Here is a 15727-nt window from a genome sequence, read left to right as displayed (position 1 = left end):
TTCAATGCCCCGGAATTTCTTGCGGTGAAGTGGCCTTCCGCTTCGCCCATTCCTGAAGAGCCTGAAGAATAAGGTCTTCTGCTTCACCCACATAGCGCCCCTCGATCTGCCGGTCTTTTAGAAGCAGTTCGATCTGTTCATCGGGCCATTGCAGCGCGGACGCCAGTTCGTTGTGATAGGACAGACCATAAACGGGCGTGTCCGATCCGCTTCGTTCCGTCCAGTTCTGCTGGAACAACTCTGGATGCCGGGTTTCGAAATCGGACAGGAAGTCGAAGCGATCCTGTTCGGACAGTCGGGCCTTGTTGGCGTGCCGCAGAACCTCGATCCCCAATGCTTTGATGGACTTCGTGTTGGCTTTTCCCGTCGGATCCAGCCCGGAAAGATGATGCGCCATATCGGCAGCGTCAAAGAAGCTGGCGACAGAATCCTGGACCAATGCGTAATTCAAAGCCCGAAGCTGCGGGCCGAAAATTGATCTTAGGCTTCTGACCAGAAACAGATAGTCGAACATGCCGGGCGGACGAAGGAGGTAGGCGTCAAAAGGCAGATGATTGCCGCGCCGGAACGTAAATTCACGATAGTGGCTGATTTTGTAATCGATCAGCCTGCGCAAAAACAGGATTCCCGTGATCTTGTCAAAGCCCAGATCCCTCAACTCTGCAACAAATCCGCCAAGCATGGGCAGATGAAGCGGGTTGGACCAGGATTCGTTTGACAGGATCACGTCCGTCTCTGGTGATTCTTTCAGCTCTTTTTGCAGGGGCTCGACGACATAGGACGACGTGTTCCCTTTCATCACGGGAACAATCAGCCGACGGTGCCGGAAACCAACTTCCTCTTCCTTGACGATCCCCGCTTCGGGATAAAGGACGCCTTTTTCTGCAAGCTGCGTTCGGTTCAGATACAGCAGGTTCTGAATCGAACTGGAGCCTGTCTTGTAGGTTCCAAGGTGCAGGATGGCCGTTCTGCTCCGTTGCATGTTCTTCGCCTTGCTGCTGACGGACGCCGTCCCCCCGAGTGGCAGTCTCTTGGACTGCCCTCGATTATGTCATTATAGTGACATCTGCATGACAGATGCGATCACCAAGACTTTTCGCGTCAGCCCTACAGGACATCTACATTTCATGAACTCACAGACTTTGACAACCCTGGCCGCCGACGCTCAAGCGGCGTCAATCAGCGAGAACTGGCTGGAGGCCGCCCGACTGTGGCAAAAGGTGTCAGAGATTGATCCGGCTTATCCTGACTGCTTCAACAAGGCGGCCGTTGCCCTGCGCAATCTTGGCCGCTTCGATGAATCTGATGCGGTGATTCAGACGGCCATATCGACCCTGGGATCACGCCCCCTGCATCATATCATCCTTGGCGATACGGCCATGGATCGCAAGAAATGGCGAAAAGCACTTGGTCATTGGCAGGATCTGCGCCAAATCGCGCCCGACAGGCCAAAGGGTTATCTTCGTGCGGCACAGGCCTATCTGGCCTTGAATGAGCTGGACCAGGCTGCTTCTGTCTGTGCCGAGGGCTTGGTGCGGTTTCCGGATTCTGCCGCGCTGTTGTCGCACCATGCCGAGATCGCCATTCGTCAGCAACGCCGGCCCGAGGCACGCGCCAGACATGAGGCTGCCGTCAAGCACGCCCCCAACGACATCGTCATCCAGAAGCAACCATCCCGGATTATCGAGGCGCCTGAACCCACAAACGCAGAAGCCGCCAAAGCGCGTTTGCCCAAAAACCTTGATCATCTTTCCGGAACCCTCACGAAGTTGGGACGGTTTTTCCGGGCAGGCTTGATCGCCGCAGTATCGAAAAATCGGACGAAAAATCCGTTGGAACGGGACCTGGATGCGGTCCAGAAACAGGGCTCAAAGGTGCCGTTGCGAGATCGGATAAATCTGGGAAAAACAGCGTGGGAAAAGGGTTATACCAACACCAGGCATCAAGGGCAGCTTCGGCATTTTGACAAGGCGCAGTCGGATGCCCGTTTGTCAGCCATTTTGTCGGGCGACGTAAGACGCAGCCCGCTACGCAATCCCAATGAGGCGATCCGCGTGGTCTTCTACTTCCCGCATGTGACGCAGACCGACAACCTTACGCCTTTGTTTGAAACGATGCACACCGATCCGCGGTTTGAACCGATGATCCTGTGCTCACGCTATGACGGCACGGCGCAAGCGGACGCCTATCCCTTTTTCGCCGCGAAATATCCCGCCGCCGCGGGTTACAAAGTGATTGATGGGGGCGCGCATGTGAATTTCGCCCCCAGTTTCTATGAGCTTGATGCCGATCTGGTCTTTTTCCACACGCCCTACAGCCTGAACGCGCCACTGCCATTTTATCTGCGTGCCGATTTCGCAACCCGACATTGTCGCGTTGCCCATGTGACATATGGTTATCCGCTGCTGTCGCTGGATACCAAAAGCTACCATGTCTACGCGGGCGACCATGTAAAACTGTGCGACTTCGTTTTCGCAGAAAGCCCTGTTTGCGTCGAACCCTATGGCAGACACCTGCAAAAAGATCGCATCCGCGTCACGGGATACACCAAGCTTGATGAGTTTCGCAGGCATCTGGTCAACCGCCCGTTCGAGGAAAAAGCCGCTGACCTTGCGACCAGATTGGACGTGATGTGGACGCCCCATTGGCAGCTTCCCGGCGATTCCAAGGGGGATACTGAAACCTCCAACTTCCTGCGCTATTATCAAACCATGTTGCGTGTTGCCGCCCGGCCCGACATCACCCTGCATGTGCGCCCCCATCCCCTGTTGCGTCTCAGGGCGAATGCCATGGGAATCATGGCGTTTCGGAAATATGACGCCGTGATGGAACAATTCCGCGCTGCCGGGGCAAAGCTGTATCCTGCAGAGGAAGGCGTCAGCTATATTCCCGCCCTGATGCAGGCGGATGTCCTGATTTCGGATTTCAGTTCGCTGGTCGCGGAATACACGATCACGGACAGGCCCATCATTTTCTGTCGCACGGATGACGTCTGGAATAACGAGAAATGGATTGGCGCGTTCGGCAGGCAGCTGATCGAAAACTGCTGCTATGTCGTTGATGACGAAACCATGCTTGAAAGTGCTTTGGATACGATCCTGTCAACACGAAAGCACCCCAAGGCGGATCGGATGGCGCAGTTCGTCAAGGACCACGAATTATTCCCCGAAGGGTCAGCATCCATGCGCATTTGCGACATCATTGCGACAGAACTACGCCAAGGCCAGACAAACGCGCACGGGTAAAGGGCGCGTCCGCGCCCTACCCTCGGCCGCGATATGGCGGAACACCCTGATCGGGGATCCAGACATCGGCGGGCATCGCGCCGCTTTGCCAGAACACATCGATCGGAATGCCGCCGCGCGGATACCAGTAACCGCCGATGCGCAGCCAACGCGGGTCCAGAAATGTGACAAGGCGGCGGGCAATGGAAATCGTGCAATCTTCGTGAAAAGCGCCGTGATTGCGGAATGAACCCAGAAACAGTTTCAGCGACTTCGATTCCACCAGCCAGTCACCCGGCACATAATCGATGACCAGATGTGCGAAATCGGGCTGGCCGGTCATCGGGCAAAGCGAGGTAAATTCCGGCGCGGTAAAGCGGACGTTGTAATTCACGTCGGCTTGCGGGTTCTGAACACGTTCCAACACCGCCTCTTCCGGGCTTTGCGGCATGATCGTATCACCACCAAGCTGCTTCAGATTGCTGTAGATTGTTTCTGACATCATTTGTCCTTTCACGGGTCAAACGCCGCGTTTGTTGCCCCAGATCAGCACGTGCAATTGCGGCAGGATGCGCGGACGCAGCCAGCCCTGCCCCACGGTCTGATCGACCAACCACAGCATCCGGTCGGCAAGATGCTGCGGATCGACGGGTTTTGACGGGTCGGTTTCAGAGTTTCCAGGTTGTAGATAAAGCGGCAGATCGGGATAGCGGGCGGCTGTATCGCGCGCCCAATCCAGATCGCGTTGATCGAAGATAACGATCTTCATCACTGTTTCCGCGCCCTTGGCCGCCGAAATACAGGCGTCAAATGCGGTCCAGTCCACCACCTGCCCGCTGGACGGGGGTTTAGGCGACAGCACCAGCAGGGCCAGATCGGAAAACCAGTCCCGTGCGACCGAGCCTTGGGTTTCGCAGGCAAAGCGATAGCCGCGTGCCTTGCCCAGGGCGATCACCGGCGTGAAATCCTGAATGGCGGGGTTTCCCCCCGAAATGGACACCATCAGCGGCTGATGCCCCGACAGATGTTCGACTTCCGCCATGATCTGATCGGCTTGAATCGGCAGCCATTCGTGCCGAAACCGGCTGTCGACCGCATGCATGCTGTCGCACCAGCTGCATCGGTAATCGCACCCGCCGGCACGAATAAAGACAGTCGGCTGGCCGATCAGCGCCCCTTCGCCCTGAATCGTCGGGCCGAATATTTCGGCGATGCGCAAGGTCATGGCCGATATTCTGCCCATGTCTTTGGCGTTTCCGACACTTTGACCGCCGTCACTTCGGACCAGCGCGCCTTGCTCCAATCGAAAAAATGTCTCGCCATATTCTCGGCGGTTGAGGGGCCGTCCAGCACGTCGTTCAAATGCCGATGATCGAAATTGTCGTCGATATAATCCTTTAACGCCGCAAGTTCATGGTAATCGCGCACAAAGCCGTCGGCGTTCAGACTGGCTGCCGCCAACTCGACGACGACGACATAATTATGCCCATGCAACCGCGCGCATTGGTGATCATCCGGCAAATGCGACAGTTGGTGCGAGGCGGAAAAGTGGAATTCTTTGGATATCCGATACATCAGGCGCCCTCATGCCGGGCAATCGCCGCTTGCCAGAAGTCCGGATCCGCGTAGGCGGTCGGATCTACAACGCCAGCCAGATGGAAGGCCTCGCGACGTTCGACGCAGGTGCCGCAGCGACCGCAATGCAGATCGCCGCCTTTGTAGCAGGACCATGTTTCGGCGAATGGCGTGTTCGCACGCGCACCCGCGGTCACAATGTCCGCTTTGGTCTTGTGGACAAACGGAACATGCAGCGCGACATCGGCATAACCGTCCAGTGCCGCCTTCTGCATCGCTGCAAAGGCAGCGGTGAATTGGGGCCGGCAGTCGGGATAGATGAAGTGATCGCCGCCATGGACAGCGGTGGCAACGGCATCATCGCCTTGGGCTGCGGCGACGCCGAAAGCGATTGTCAGCATGATCGCATTGCGGTTTGGCACAACCGTGATGCGCATGGTGTCTTCGGCGTAATGGCCATCTGGCACGTCAATATCGTCGGTGAGTGCCGATCCTGTCAGTGCCGCGCCGATCGGGCGCATGTCGATCAGGTGGAAAGGCACGTTCAGACGTCGTGCCGCCTGCGCCGCGAAGCCCAACTCCTTGCGATGCCGTTGCCCGTAATCGAACGAAATAATACGAGAGAGGTTGTTTTCCACCGCCAGCACATGTGCCAGCGAAACGGAATCAAGTCCGCCAGAGCAGACGATGGAAGTTTTCATCATGGAACCCTTGTTTTGTTGACCGGGTAGGCTGCGACCGGTGCGGGCCTGATAGGACGTTCGCCCCCATGATGCAAGCAGACAGCAAAATGCCCGCCGGAACAAACCGGCGGGCACACATATCACAAAAGGCGGAAAGCGCGCTTAGGCGTCCAGCTTTTCAACCTTGGCAAAGGATTTTGCGATCTCGATCCGGCGGGGCTTCAATGCCTCGGGGATTTCGCGGATCAGCTCGATATGCAGCATCCCATCGATATGGCTTGCACCTTCGACGCGGACGTGATCGGCCAGCGTGAACTTGCGTTCAAACGCGCGGGTGGCGATGCCGCGATGCAAATAGGTGCGGTCTTTTTCTTCTTCGGCTTTGCGGGCCGACACGATGACGGAACCATCACGCATTTCAACATTCAGATCGTCGGCGGCGAAACCGGCAACGGCAATGGAAATGCGATAGGCATTCTCGCCCGTCTTTTCGATATTGTAGGGAGGATAGGCCGAGGCCGAGACGTCGGCGGACATCGCGCGGTCAACAACGTCAGCCAGACGATCAAAGCCGACAGAGGCGCGGTAAAGCGGGGTCAGGTCAAAGTTACGCATAGGTTACACCCTTTCAAAGCGATGCAGATATGATGCCTCCCAATTGCGGGCAGGCGGTCAACGGCGCCTGTTCTGGCCGCCGTGTCATGTATCTAGGACAGGATGACTGCCCTTCAAGACCTGCAGAATATTCTGACGCAACGAATAAACCGCTTTTGCTTCGATTGATCTCTCGGCATAAAATCAGCTTATGAACGAACATCTCATCAATCTGGTCACGCAATATCCCTTTGATTTCGCTGCGGCGATCCTGCTGTTCGTGGTGTGGCTGGGCATTGGCATCGCCACGGAAAGCCCGCCGAAAAGCAAGCCATCGGTATCGGTGCTGATGAAGCACTATCGCCGTGAATGGATGATGCAATTCGTCACCCGCGATCCACGTATCTTTGACGGCAATATCCTGGCCAGCCTGCGCGAGGGGACCGCCTTTTTCGCGTCCGCCTGCATGATCGCAACCGGCGGTTTGCTGGCGCTGATCCGGAACGCCGATCCGCTGCGCGGGATCGCCCAAGGGTTGGAAATCTCGGAACCGGGCGCCGTCGCGCTTGAGGTCAAGCTGCTGGTGACGATCTTCTTCGTCGTCAACGCCTTCCTGAAATTCGTCTGGGCACACCGGCTGTTTGGCTATTGCGCCATCCTGATGGGCGCGGTGCCAAATGATCCCAACGATCCATTGGCACGCGACCGCGCGATGCAGGCGGCGGATCTGAACATCACCGCCGCGCGCAGCTTCAACGCTGGCTTGCGCAGCGTCTACTTCGCGCTTGGATCGTTAGGTTGGCTGATGGGCCCCTGGGTGTTGCTGATGGGGATCATGGTCGTGCTTTACATCACCTGGCGGCGTGAATTCGCCTCGACCTCGCGTCAGGTTATCTTGCGGACACTGCCGCCATCGGATGTCGCCGCTCGTAACGAAGAGATAGCAGAAGAACGACCGCACCGGCGGCGGTAAGAGCGACGCCCACCAATCCGTTCGACGCATAGCCATAACCCATGCTGAGGCCGATCCCTGCGACAAACGGACCAAGCGCATTTGCCGCATTGAAGGCCGCATGGTTCATCGCCGCTGCCATGTTCTGCGCCCGACCCGCGACATCCATCAGCCGCAATTGCAGCGGAATGACCAGCCCGGCACCAAGCGCCAACAGGAAAGACGACAGGATCATCAAAGGCCAGCTGCCCACCGCGTAAGAGGCAAAGGCCTGCGTCACCGCCATCGATCCAAGATAGAAGAACATCGCCCGGACCTGCCCCAGACGTTCGGTGACGCGTCCCGCGGCCCATGTGCCCAGCGTCGCACCGACGCCGAAGGCGGCCAGCGTGACCGGGATCACCCAGGCTGGCGCATCTGTGGTCTGAAGAATGGCCGAGGTCAGATAGGCGTAAACCGCAAACACACCACCCGTCGCAATCGACCCGACAGCCAGCAACCATAGCACGCGGGCATTGGTCAGGGCCTGCAATTCATCCAATGGACGTGCGTTTGTGTTGCCACCAACGCGCGGTGCCAGTTTCAGGATCAGGACCGACGATAGCGCGGCGATTACGCCCGGAAGGGCGAAGCCCCATCTCCACCCGATTGTCTGACCCATCCAGCCCGCCAAGGGCACCCCGATGATATTGGCCACGGTCAGCCCCATCAGCACCTGCGCCGCACCGCGGGCGCGATGTTCGCGCGGCAGGGCGTCGGCGGCGTAAAGCATGCCCACCCCAAGAAAACCACCATGCGGCAACCCGGCCAGAAACCGCATGCCGGTCAGCGCGAACAAGCCCGGCAGAACCGCAGCCAGCAGGTTCATCACCGCATAAAAGGCCATCAGCGCCGCCAGATAGCGACGACGCGGCAGCTTGGCCCCAAGCAGCGAGGTCAGCGGCGCACCGATCACCACACCAAGCGCATAGGCACTGATGACGTGGCCCGCCTGCGGCTCGGTAATACCAAGATCCGCCGAAAAATACGGCAACAGGCCCATCGCGGCAAATTCCGACGTGCCGATCGCAAATGACCCTAACGCAAGCGCAAGGATGGCGTGACGAAAATCACGGGTCTGGCTCATGGTGCTGTCCTGAAAATAGTCCGACGCTAACATCCGGCACCGGCTGCGCCTTGACAAGCCATTCAATGCGGAATGCAGCCTTGCATCACGCGCAGGGCAAAATAGTCACAGATCGCCGCGCGACACCATCAGCCAGATCACGATGGCAGCCAGCAACAGCAGCCCGAACAGCACCGTGGCCGCGACATTGATCGCCCAGCCCTGCCAGCGGCTGATTTCCCCCAATGGCTGCAGATATCTGGTCAATGCGCGATATCCGCGTGACAGCGTCTGCATATCCTGCTGGCGGGCGATCTTGGGCTGAGCGGCCAGCCGGTCCGCTTCGGCAAGCTGATTTGCGTATTTGCGCAACCGTCGTGGCAAGGCACCTCCGCGACGGCGCAGCATGACATGCAAGGGCGGCTGCTCTCCACGGCGGGCGCCACCAAAGCGAGACGCCATCAGGCGCGATACCTCTTCCGCCATCGGCGAAATATCATCGAATGTTTTTACGTCGCTTGCCATAAAGCCAGCTTAAACAGGATGGTGGCGATGCGCCAGACACCGTAGGATCACAGGATGAAGCTGAATTACACAATCACAGGCTCGGATCCCGGGCTGCCCGTTCTGCTGGTTCATGGCCTATTCGGTCAGGGCCGCAACCTGAATGCACTGGCCCGCAGACTGTCCGAGACACGGCGGGTCGTGACCGTCGATCTGCGCAATCATGGCGACAGTTCCTGGGATGTCGATCACAGCTATCGGGCAATGGCTGATGATCTGGCGCAGGTGATCGGGGATCTGGGTGGCAAGGTCGATCTGGCCGGACACTCGATGGGCGGCAAGACCGCCATGGTGTTGGCGCTGACCCAGCCGGCATTGATTCGGAAGCTGGTGGTCATGGACATCGCGCCCATCGCCTATCGCCATACGCAGGCCGGCTTCATCGACGCGATGGAGGCGCTTGATCTGTCCGCCATCGACCGGCGCAGCGCCGCTGACAAAGCCATGGCGGACCATATCGATGAGCCGGGCATTCGCGCTTTTCTGCTGCAATCGCTGGATCTGAAGGCTGATCCGCCGCGCTGGCGACTGAACCTGCCGGTATTGCGAGAGCAGATGGCGCTAATCATCGGCTGGCCAGAAAATCTGCCACGGGGCGCATTCGAAGGACCAGTGCTTGAAGTCATGGGCGACGAATCCCGTTATGTCAGCGAAGAGCGCCAGGCGGCGCTACGCGAATATTTCCCGCAGGCACGGATCGTTCGGGTGAAAGGCGCGGGTCATTGGCTTCATGCCGACGCCCCCGAGGCCGTGGCAGGTATTCTGTCAACATTCCTGGGCGAAGGCTGATCTAGCAATCCAGTTCGAAACGCGCGACGCCGGAATCGCCCGGCAAACGCGCCGTCATGCTGCCCGGAATGACGCGACATCCCGAAGCCAGTTCCGCTGCCCGGGATATCAGGGCCGGGACGCGGTCACGTTCCTTCATCGTCATATAGCCGCCCATCCGAACAACCTCGGCTTCGTTGAAGTCGTGGAAAACGGTGAAAGTCATCCCATCAACAGTCATTTCGCGGCGCACACTGTCCATCATGTCGGGTGATGGCGTTGCACAACCGGACAGAAGCAGAAGCGACAGGATACGAATAAAGGAAAGGCAGGAATGGCGCATGGGCCAACCCTGCCTCGAAAATTTTAAGAAACGATTAAGATCAGCCTGCTGTCTGCTGTTCTTCCAGCCGTTCGGCCAGCGATTCAGCGCGGGCGGCCAGTTCCGCCATAGCCTCTTTCAAATCCGAGGGAATGATCGGCACTTCCACGCGCTGCGGGTTTGATTGCAACCGGTTCAAATGACGCTCGGCCTTGGTCGCACGCTCTTCCATGGTGGCAAAGCGGTCGGCCAGCATCAGCCCGGCCAGCAGCAACAGGCGCGGCTCGGGGGTGCGGCCCGCCTGTTCCAGGATCTGCTGCGCCTCTCCATCCAGGATCGCGGCCGCACGCTGCAACAGACGTTCTTCACCGTCCTGCGCGCCGATGCGGTATTCTTTATGCCCAATGGTAAATTCGACTTCGGCCATTTATCTGCCCTCGTCCTGATAATCGTCGCCTGTGTGTTCAGCGATCCCTAGGTCTTCAGCCGCGCCGCGGCCATCGGCCAGCAGGCGCTCCAATTCGACCATGATATCGCCCAGCTGTGCGATTTCGGCGGCACGGGCGGCGCGCAATGCCTCGATCTCGGCCTCCAACGCCACGCTGGCAGCTTCGATCATGTCACCCTGTCCTGAAGCCGCTTCGATCAGCGCACGATTGGCGGATGCCAGATCGTCATTTGCTGCGGCAAGTCGGACGGCTTGTTCAACGGCACTGGCAAGTCGGCCATCTTCTGCATCGGCAGCGGCCGGTGCCGTGGTCTCCGCCGTCGACAGTTCGGCTTTGAGACGGCTGTTTTCTGCCAGAACCTCATCAAGACGCGATCGCAGCCCCGAATCATCACCACCATCATCGCGACTGGGCACGACGTGGCGGGACGGGCCCGCTTCCAGAAGTTGGTCAATGCGATCCAGCGCGGCGCTAAGCCGCCGTTCGCTGACAGAAATCTCACTCATCCCGTCGGTCCTTTAGTGGCATCACGATAGTTTGTGGCATTGCCAGCACCATAAAACAAGAACGGGCAGGTTTCCCTGCCCGTTCTGATGGATATCGCCACTGTTTCAGGCAAGTTCTCGCCTTTCGCCCAGCAGGCCTTTCAGCAGCGCCCAGCAGGCCATCAACAGCACGATGGTAAACGGAAAGCCGGTCGATACGGCCATCGCCTGCAAGGCCAGCAGTCCGCCCCCCCACAACAGGGCAATGGCGACCAGCCCTTCGAACGTGCACCAGAAGATCCGCTGCGGCACGGGCGAGTTCACCTTGCCCCCCGCCGCAATCGTATCGATCACCAGCGAGCCGGAATCGGACGAGGTCACGAAGAACACGATGACCAGAATGATGCCCACCAGACTGGTGATCTGCGTCAACGGCAGTTGCGACAGCATTTGGAACAGTTGCAGTTCCAGTGCGGCTTCACGAATCCCTTCGAAACCGCCCAGTGTCACGGTGATTGCCGTGCCGCCAAGCGCCGTCATCCACAGGATCGAGATCAGCGAGGGCACGATCAGCACCCCGATCAGGAATTGACGCACGGTGCGGCCGCGCGACACACGCGCGATGAACATGCCGACAAAGGGTGACCAGCTGATCCACCAGGCCCAGTAAAACGCAGTCCAGCCTTGACGGAAGTTGTCATCGGTGCGTCCGAACGGGTTCGACAGCGGGACAATATCACGCGCATAGGTGACAAGGTTACCGAAAAATCCGGTCAGGATCGACATGGTCGGGCCAACGGCAAGGACGAAGATCAGCAGGATGACCGCCAGAACCATATTGATTTCCGATAGGGTCTTCACGCCTTTTTCCACGCCCAAGGCCACCGACATCGTGGCAATGCCCGTAATGATGACGATCAGCACGACGATCGTGGTCATCGTGTTCGGAATACCGAACAGGAAATTGAAGCCCGCCGCGGCTTGCCCAGCACCAAGGCCCAGCGATGTTGCCAGACCGAACAGCGTCGCCAGCACCGCCAAAACGTCGATAATGTGGCCCGGCCAGCCCCAGACACGTTCGCCAAAGATCGGATAAAAGACCGAACGCAGCGTCAGCGGAAGCCCTTTGTTATACGCAAACAGCGCCAGTGCCAGTGCGACAACCGCGTAGATCGCCCACGGATGCAGGCCCCAGTGAAAGATCGTCGCAGCCATCGCCAGACGTCTTGCGCCCATTTCATCGCCCGCTGCGCCGTCAAGCGGCGCCCAGTCGGTGCGGACACCGTTTTCAACTGTCGGACCGGCAAGCGCGGCATCGAAATGGCCCAACGGCTCACTGACGCCGTAAAACATCAGACCGATGCCCATGCCCGCAGCAAACAGCATCGCGAACCAGCCCGTCAGGCTGAAATCCGGCGTCGCATCCGGGCCGCCCAGACGGATCGAGCCAAGTGGCGATACGACCAGACCAAGGCACAGCACCACGAAAACATTCCCTGACAGAAGGAAGAACCAGTCGAGGTTGCTGGTCAGACCGTTACGCAACCCTTCGAAAACGGGCCCAAGCTGTGCCGGGAAAAGCAGGGTCGCAGCGGTGAACAAAATGACCGCGCCCGCGGATATCCCGAAAACTGGATTGTGGATATCAAAGGCAAAAGGCGCTTTACCCTCGATATTGTCTTGCCCCACCTGATAGTCTGTTTCGATGATTTCCGTCGGACCTTCCGGCGCCGGAATATCTTCCACAGCGGGATCAGGTTCAGGTTCATACCTGCCGCGCAGGGCCTCTTCCTGACGGCGTCGATCGGTGGGATTTCCCTTGTGTCCCTTTTGGATCGGATTTCTGGGTTGCTGTGCCATAAGTCCCTTTCGCAATCGGTTACTGAGTGAAGGGGAAAGCTACGCCAAGGCATGACCAACAGGTCTGCCGCACTCGCATTCGCGAATGTCCCCATATAGATTTTGCTTCTGCGGTGACGTGTATTTCACATTCTGTTCAAAATCGCCACCCAAGCGAAAAAAGGCGGGCAAAACGCGACAGTTGCAGACGCGATTACGACAAATACGGCACCATCCCTCGCTAATATGTGATGATCGCCGCGCATGCTTGGCGCGGCATCCTCCACGGCCTATAAGCGGACGGCGATGAAAGGAAATCCAATGCGCGACGTAACCATCACCCGGAACACCGCTGAAACGCAGATCGAGGTGACGCTGAACCTTGATGGCACCGGCCAATACGACAACCAGACGGGTGTGGGGTTCTTTGATCACATGCTGGATCAGCTGTCGCGCCATTCGCTGATCGATATGACCATCCGCGCCAATGGCGATCTGCATATCGACGATCACCACACGGTCGAGGATACCGGCATTGCCATCGGTCAGGCGCTGGTCAAGGCGCTTGGCGACAAGAAGGGTATCCGTCGCTATGGCAATTTTCTGCTGGCGATGGATGATGCCCTTGTCCGCGCAGCTTTGGATTTGTCCGGTCGTTCCTATCTGGTCTGGAATGTCGAATTTCCGTCGCAGAAGATCGGCACGTTCGACACGGAACTGGTGCGCGAATTCTTTCAGGCGCTGTCCACGCATGGCGGAATCAGCCTGAACATCGCGCGGCTGGACGGCATCAACAGCCACCACATCGCCGAAGCCGCGTTCAAGGCGGTTGCCCGCGCGCTGCGCGAAGCGGTCGAGCCTGATCCGCGCATGGCGGGCGTTCTGCCGTCGACCAAGGGGGCGCTGTAATGCGCCTCGCGCTGATTGATTACGATAGCGGCAATCTGCATTCGGCGCATAAAGCGTTCGAGTTGATGGGCCGCGATGCCGGGGCTGACATCATCCTGACCTCGGACCCCGAAGTTGCCCTGACAGCCGACCGGATCGTGCTGCCGGGCGATGGTGCCTTTCCCGCCTGCCGCGCGGCACTGGGCGAAGTCGATGGCATGGCCGAGGCTTTGCGTGACGCGGTTCTGAACCGCGGGGTGCCGTTCATGGGCATCTGCGTCGGCATGCAGATGCTGGCGACGGTCGGGCACGAATACCGTGAAACCGCCGGCCTTGACTGGATCGGGGGCGAGGTGGTGGCCATCGACGCGCCCGATCTGAAAGTGCCGCATATGGGCTGGAATGAACTCGTCATCGACCGCCCTCATCCCGTTCTGCAAGGGATCAATCCCGGCGATCACGCTTATTTCGTGCATAGCTGGCAGTTCCGCGTCAATGACCCTGCACATCTGCTGGCCCATGCCGATTACGGCCATCCGGTGACGGCCGTGGTTGGGCGCGACAACATCATTGGCACCCAATTTCACCCGGAAAAATCACAAGGCGTCGGTCTGCGCCTGATCAGTAACTTCCTGAACTGGAAGCCTTGACGGATTTGGCGTGCGACCCTTCGCGCGCCACCTCCAACCCTGTGGTCAGCGCCTCTGCAAACAAGCCCAGATCGGAGGAAAGCGAACCGAAATCAAAGCCCTGCCCCAGAACCTCATGCACCCGCGTCGCTGATCCGCAGTGGATGCCCGCCGTCAGTCCGGCCTTGCGGGCCGAGGCCAGAATATCTGCAATCGCCGCCAGAACCGCCGGTTCCTCTGGCATCAGCGTAGGGGGATATCCCATCGACAGACCAAGGTCGGACGGCCCGACATAGACCCCCGAAAGCCCCTCGACCGCCATGATCGCATCACGATTTTCCAGCGCCTCGGCCGTTTCGATCATCGCGAAAACCTGCACCAGCTCGTTCGCACGTTCGACATAGTTCGGATACAGGCTGCCCACGCGCAGCGGCCCAAAACTGCGTGCACCCAAAGGGGCATAGCGCGTCGCCTGAACCAACGCCCGCGCTTCATCCGCAGTGTTGATCATCGGGCAGATGATGCCGGTCGCCCCCGCATCCAGAACCTTCATCGCAATCCCGGGTTCATTCCACGGGATACGCACGATCTTGGGCGCAGGGCTGACAGCCATGACCTGCAGCATTTCCAACGTCACTTGAAAATCGACCAGACCGTGCTGCATATCCACGGTCACCATGTCGAAACCGGCACGCGCCATCGCTTCAGCAGTAACAGTAGACGGAATACCACACCACCCGTTCACAGCCTTGCCGCCTGATCGGAAATAGGAACGGAAATTCTCGGCTGTCAGCGTCATGGTCTCCTCCATCCGATGCCGTTCGTCAGGCAATCATGCCTTCGAAGGAAGGGCAAGCCATAAGCCGAAGGGGCGTTTGACATGCTCCCAAGGATGGTTGTTCGATCAGGCAGCCCGCTTTCTGCGCCGCAGAACCGCAAGTCCGGCAAGACCGACGGGCAGCAACGCGATACCAGCCGGCAAAGGCACAGGGGCAGGTTCCGAAACCGTGAAATAGGTGCTGCGCGTTCTGACATTGATCATTGCAGCGCCCTGCGGAATGTAAAAGCCAGCAGAATTTCCATCATGCACATCGGACACCAGCATCGAATTTGCGGCCCTCTTCGCCTCGCCGAAACTGACGTGGAAAAGTTCATCTCCAAACATCAGCGGCGTGGTGGATGTATAGCTGAAATACGGATCAAACGCGGGCTTGCAGTCAAACGTCCCGATGCTGCAGCTGACAACCGTATCGTCAGTGATTTCGGCACGGAAATCATAGCTGTTTCCGGCAGTCAGTCCCGCAAACAAAAGCGGTAGACCCCAAGGGTCATCAGCCGACGATAACGAAGCGTGATACACATCGCCATCCGATGTGTCGGTGTAGGAGCTGACATCGCTGAACAGCGTGTGGTCATGGGTCAGGCGATAATGAAAGGTCGCAGCATTCGCAGCCCCGGCGACACATCCGGCTAACAACATTGCCGCTAAGAAAAATACGGATCTCATAATCTCCATAAACAAATCTGCACCGAATCAACGATTGATGAACCTTAATCGTTGATTAACAGAGCCGCTCGGTAAAAAATGTATACACAATACATGCAATGGTTGATTAGTTTGCAATATCAAATAGCTAACAAGACTATTGC

At 58.3% G+C, this 15727-nt stretch carries 19 protein-coding genes; 5 read left to right on the top strand and 14 right to left on the bottom strand.

Translation table 11 applies throughout. The features are described 5' to 3' along the window. Window position 1: 1 nt before the first annotated feature. Window positions 2-982 (bottom strand): hypothetical protein, encoded by a 981-nt coding sequence (locus H4P12_RS03185; RefSeq protein ID WP_187792136.1) that lies wholly within the window; start codon window positions 980-982, stop codon window positions 2-4. A 145-nt stretch (window positions 983-1127) separates the two neighbouring features. Between H4P12_RS03185 and H4P12_RS03180 the strand changes: the two genes are divergently transcribed. Further along, the gene (locus H4P12_RS03180; RefSeq protein ID WP_187792135.1) at window positions 1128-3245 is read left to right on the top strand and encodes a CDP-glycerol glycerophosphotransferase family protein; all 2118 of its coding nucleotides are present in this window, start codon (window positions 1128-1130) and stop codon (window positions 3243-3245) included. A gap of 16 nt (window positions 3246-3261) precedes the next feature. Here the strand turns inward: H4P12_RS03180 and queF are convergent, their stop codons facing one another. The 5 genes from queF to H4P12_RS03155 form a co-directional block, all read right to left on the bottom strand. Further along, entirely contained in the window at window positions 3262-3726 is a 465-nt protein-coding gene (gene queF / locus H4P12_RS03175; protein ID WP_187792134.1) for a preQ(1) synthase, read from the bottom strand. A gap of 18 nt (window positions 3727-3744) precedes the next feature. Beyond that, window positions 3745-4449: a 7-carboxy-7-deazaguanine synthase QueE gene (gene queE / locus H4P12_RS03170; protein WP_187792133.1), complete on the bottom strand. Its 705-nt coding sequence runs from the start codon at window positions 4447-4449 to the stop codon at window positions 3745-3747. After that, complete coding sequence (queD, locus tag H4P12_RS03165; protein ID WP_187792132.1) at window positions 4446-4799, bottom strand: 6-carboxytetrahydropterin synthase QueD; 354 nt, start codon at window positions 4797-4799, stop codon at window positions 4446-4448. Before queD ends, queE begins: the two co-directional genes overlap by 4 nt. Then, window positions 4799-5500 carry a 7-cyano-7-deazaguanine synthase QueC gene (gene queC, locus H4P12_RS03160; protein ID WP_187792131.1) on the bottom strand — a complete coding sequence of 234 codons (702 nt, stop codon included), beginning with the start codon at window positions 5498-5500 and terminating at the stop codon, window positions 4799-4801. Before queC ends, queD begins: the two co-directional genes overlap by 1 nt. Before the next feature lie 144 nt (window positions 5501-5644). Further along, window positions 5645-6097, bottom strand: a complete 453-nt coding sequence (locus tag H4P12_RS03155) for an Hsp20 family protein (protein WP_187792130.1) — start codon at window positions 6095-6097, stop codon at window positions 5645-5647. A 190-nt stretch (window positions 6098-6287) separates the two neighbouring features. Here H4P12_RS03155 and H4P12_RS03150 point away from each other — a divergent pair, with 190 nt between their 5' ends. Continuing rightward, window positions 6288-7049 (top strand): DUF599 domain-containing protein, encoded by a 762-nt coding sequence (locus tag H4P12_RS03150; protein ID WP_187792129.1) that lies wholly within the window; start codon window positions 6288-6290, stop codon window positions 7047-7049. Here H4P12_RS03150 and H4P12_RS03145 read toward each other — a convergent pair. Together H4P12_RS03145 and H4P12_RS03140 are read right to left on the bottom strand one after the other, a co-directional pair. Next, the gene (locus H4P12_RS03145; RefSeq protein WP_187792128.1) at window positions 6967-8154 is read right to left on the bottom strand and encodes an MFS transporter; all 1188 of its coding nucleotides are present in this window, start codon (window positions 8152-8154) and stop codon (window positions 6967-6969) included. The genes H4P12_RS03150 and H4P12_RS03145 overlap by 83 nt on opposite strands. 105 nt (window positions 8155-8259) lie before the next feature. Next, entirely contained in the window at window positions 8260-8658 is a 399-nt protein-coding gene (locus H4P12_RS03140) for a hypothetical protein (protein ID WP_187792127.1), read from the bottom strand. A 54-nt stretch (window positions 8659-8712) separates the two neighbouring features. Here H4P12_RS03140 and H4P12_RS03135 point away from each other — a divergent pair, with 54 nt between their 5' ends. Next, window positions 8713-9486 carry an alpha/beta fold hydrolase gene (locus H4P12_RS03135; protein ID WP_187792126.1) on the top strand — a complete coding sequence of 258 codons (774 nt, stop codon included), beginning with the start codon at window positions 8713-8715 and terminating at the stop codon, window positions 9484-9486. Window position 9487: 1 nt separating this feature from the next. On the opposite strand, the gene H4P12_RS03130 is transcribed toward H4P12_RS03135, so the two are convergent. The 4 genes from H4P12_RS03130 to H4P12_RS03115 form a co-directional block, all read right to left on the bottom strand. Further along, window positions 9488-9808: a hypothetical protein gene (locus H4P12_RS03130; protein WP_187792125.1), complete on the bottom strand. Its 321-nt coding sequence runs from the start codon at window positions 9806-9808 to the stop codon at window positions 9488-9490. A 40-nt stretch (window positions 9809-9848) separates the two neighbouring features. Beyond that, window positions 9849-10214 (bottom strand): cell division protein ZapA, encoded by a 366-nt coding sequence (gene zapA / locus H4P12_RS03125; RefSeq protein ID WP_187792124.1) that lies wholly within the window; start codon window positions 10212-10214, stop codon window positions 9849-9851. Beyond that, window positions 10215-10742 (bottom strand): hypothetical protein, encoded by a 528-nt coding sequence (locus H4P12_RS03120; RefSeq protein WP_187792123.1) that lies wholly within the window; start codon window positions 10740-10742, stop codon window positions 10215-10217. Window positions 10743-10847: 105 nt separating this feature from the next. Next, window positions 10848-12581: a BCCT family transporter gene (locus H4P12_RS03115; RefSeq protein ID WP_187792122.1), complete on the bottom strand. Its 1734-nt coding sequence runs from the start codon at window positions 12579-12581 to the stop codon at window positions 10848-10850. Between the two features lie 300 nt (window positions 12582-12881). On the opposite strand from H4P12_RS03115, the gene hisB reads away from it, so the two are divergent. Together hisB and hisH are read left to right on the top strand one after the other, a co-directional pair. Continuing rightward, window positions 12882-13469, top strand: a complete 588-nt coding sequence (gene hisB / locus H4P12_RS03110; protein WP_187792121.1) for an imidazoleglycerol-phosphate dehydratase HisB — start codon at window positions 12882-12884, stop codon at window positions 13467-13469. Continuing rightward, entirely contained in the window at window positions 13469-14098 is a 630-nt protein-coding gene (hisH, locus tag H4P12_RS03105) for an imidazole glycerol phosphate synthase subunit HisH (RefSeq protein WP_187792120.1), read from the top strand. The genes hisB and hisH overlap by 1 nt, the downstream gene beginning before the upstream one ends. Here hisH and H4P12_RS03100 read toward each other — a convergent pair. Continuing rightward, window positions 14070-14876 (bottom strand): HpcH/HpaI aldolase family protein, encoded by an 807-nt coding sequence (locus tag H4P12_RS03100; protein ID WP_187792119.1) that lies wholly within the window; start codon window positions 14874-14876, stop codon window positions 14070-14072. The genes hisH and H4P12_RS03100 overlap by 29 nt on opposite strands. A gap of 105 nt (window positions 14877-14981) precedes the next feature. Continuing rightward, a complete protein-coding gene (locus H4P12_RS03095) occupies window positions 14982-15557 on the bottom strand; it encodes a VPLPA-CTERM sorting domain-containing protein (protein WP_246448815.1) in 576 nt (191 codons plus the stop codon). Between the last annotated feature and the right edge of the window lie 170 nt (window positions 15558-15727).

Source organism: Paracoccus amoyensis (genome assembly GCF_014490725.1).
GTDB lineage: Bacteria > Pseudomonadota > Alphaproteobacteria > Rhodobacterales > Rhodobacteraceae > Paracoccus > Paracoccus amoyensis.
The sequence above is the reverse complement of the archived record's forward strand: the minus strand, read 5'-3'. Positions and strand labels throughout refer to the sequence as shown.

Bases quoted from the DNA above. Each gene is read 5' to 3' on its own strand.
- H4P12_RS03185 (WP_187792136.1), bottom strand. From the start codon at position 982: ATGCAACGGAGCAGAACGGCCATCCTGCACCTTGGAACCTACAAGACA.
- H4P12_RS03180 (WP_187792135.1), top strand. From the start codon at position 1,128: ATGAACTCACAGACTTTGACAACCCTGGCCGCCGACGCTCAAGCGGCG.
- queF (WP_187792134.1), bottom strand. From the start codon at position 3,726: ATGTCAGAAACAATCTACAGCAATCTGAAGCAGCTTGGTGGTGATACG.
- queE (WP_187792133.1), bottom strand. From the start codon at position 4,449: ATGACCTTGCGCATCGCCGAAATATTCGGCCCGACGATTCAGGGCGAA.
- queD (WP_187792132.1), bottom strand. From the start codon at position 4,799: ATGTATCGGATATCCAAAGAATTCCACTTTTCCGCCTCGCACCAACTG.
- queC (WP_187792131.1), bottom strand. From the start codon at position 5,500: ATGAAAACTTCCATCGTCTGCTCTGGCGGACTTGATTCCGTTTCGCTG.
- H4P12_RS03155 (WP_187792130.1), bottom strand. From the start codon at position 6,097: ATGCGTAACTTTGACCTGACCCCGCTTTACCGCGCCTCTGTCGGCTTT.
- H4P12_RS03150 (WP_187792129.1), top strand. From the start codon at position 6,288: ATGAACGAACATCTCATCAATCTGGTCACGCAATATCCCTTTGATTTC.
- H4P12_RS03145 (WP_187792128.1), bottom strand. From the start codon at position 8,154: ATGAGCCAGACCCGTGATTTTCGTCACGCCATCCTTGCGCTTGCGTTA.
- H4P12_RS03140 (WP_187792127.1), bottom strand. From the start codon at position 8,658: ATGGCAAGCGACGTAAAAACATTCGATGATATTTCGCCGATGGCGGAA.
- H4P12_RS03135 (WP_187792126.1), top strand. From the start codon at position 8,713: ATGAAGCTGAATTACACAATCACAGGCTCGGATCCCGGGCTGCCCGTT.
- H4P12_RS03130 (WP_187792125.1), bottom strand. From the start codon at position 9,808: ATGCGCCATTCCTGCCTTTCCTTTATTCGTATCCTGTCGCTTCTGCTT.
- zapA (WP_187792124.1), bottom strand. From the start codon at position 10,214: ATGGCCGAAGTCGAATTTACCATTGGGCATAAAGAATACCGCATCGGC.
- H4P12_RS03120 (WP_187792123.1), bottom strand. From the start codon at position 10,742: ATGAGTGAGATTTCTGTCAGCGAACGGCGGCTTAGCGCCGCGCTGGAT.
- H4P12_RS03115 (WP_187792122.1), bottom strand. From the start codon at position 12,581: ATGGCACAGCAACCCAGAAATCCGATCCAAAAGGGACACAAGGGAAAT.
- hisB (WP_187792121.1), top strand. From the start codon at position 12,882: ATGCGCGACGTAACCATCACCCGGAACACCGCTGAAACGCAGATCGAG.
- hisH (WP_187792120.1), top strand. From the start codon at position 13,469: ATGCGCCTCGCGCTGATTGATTACGATAGCGGCAATCTGCATTCGGCG.
- H4P12_RS03100 (WP_187792119.1), bottom strand. From the start codon at position 14,876: ATGACGCTGACAGCCGAGAATTTCCGTTCCTATTTCCGATCAGGCGGC.
- H4P12_RS03095 (WP_246448815.1), bottom strand. From the start codon at position 15,557: ATGTTGTTAGCCGGATGTGTCGCCGGGGCTGCGAATGCTGCGACCTTT.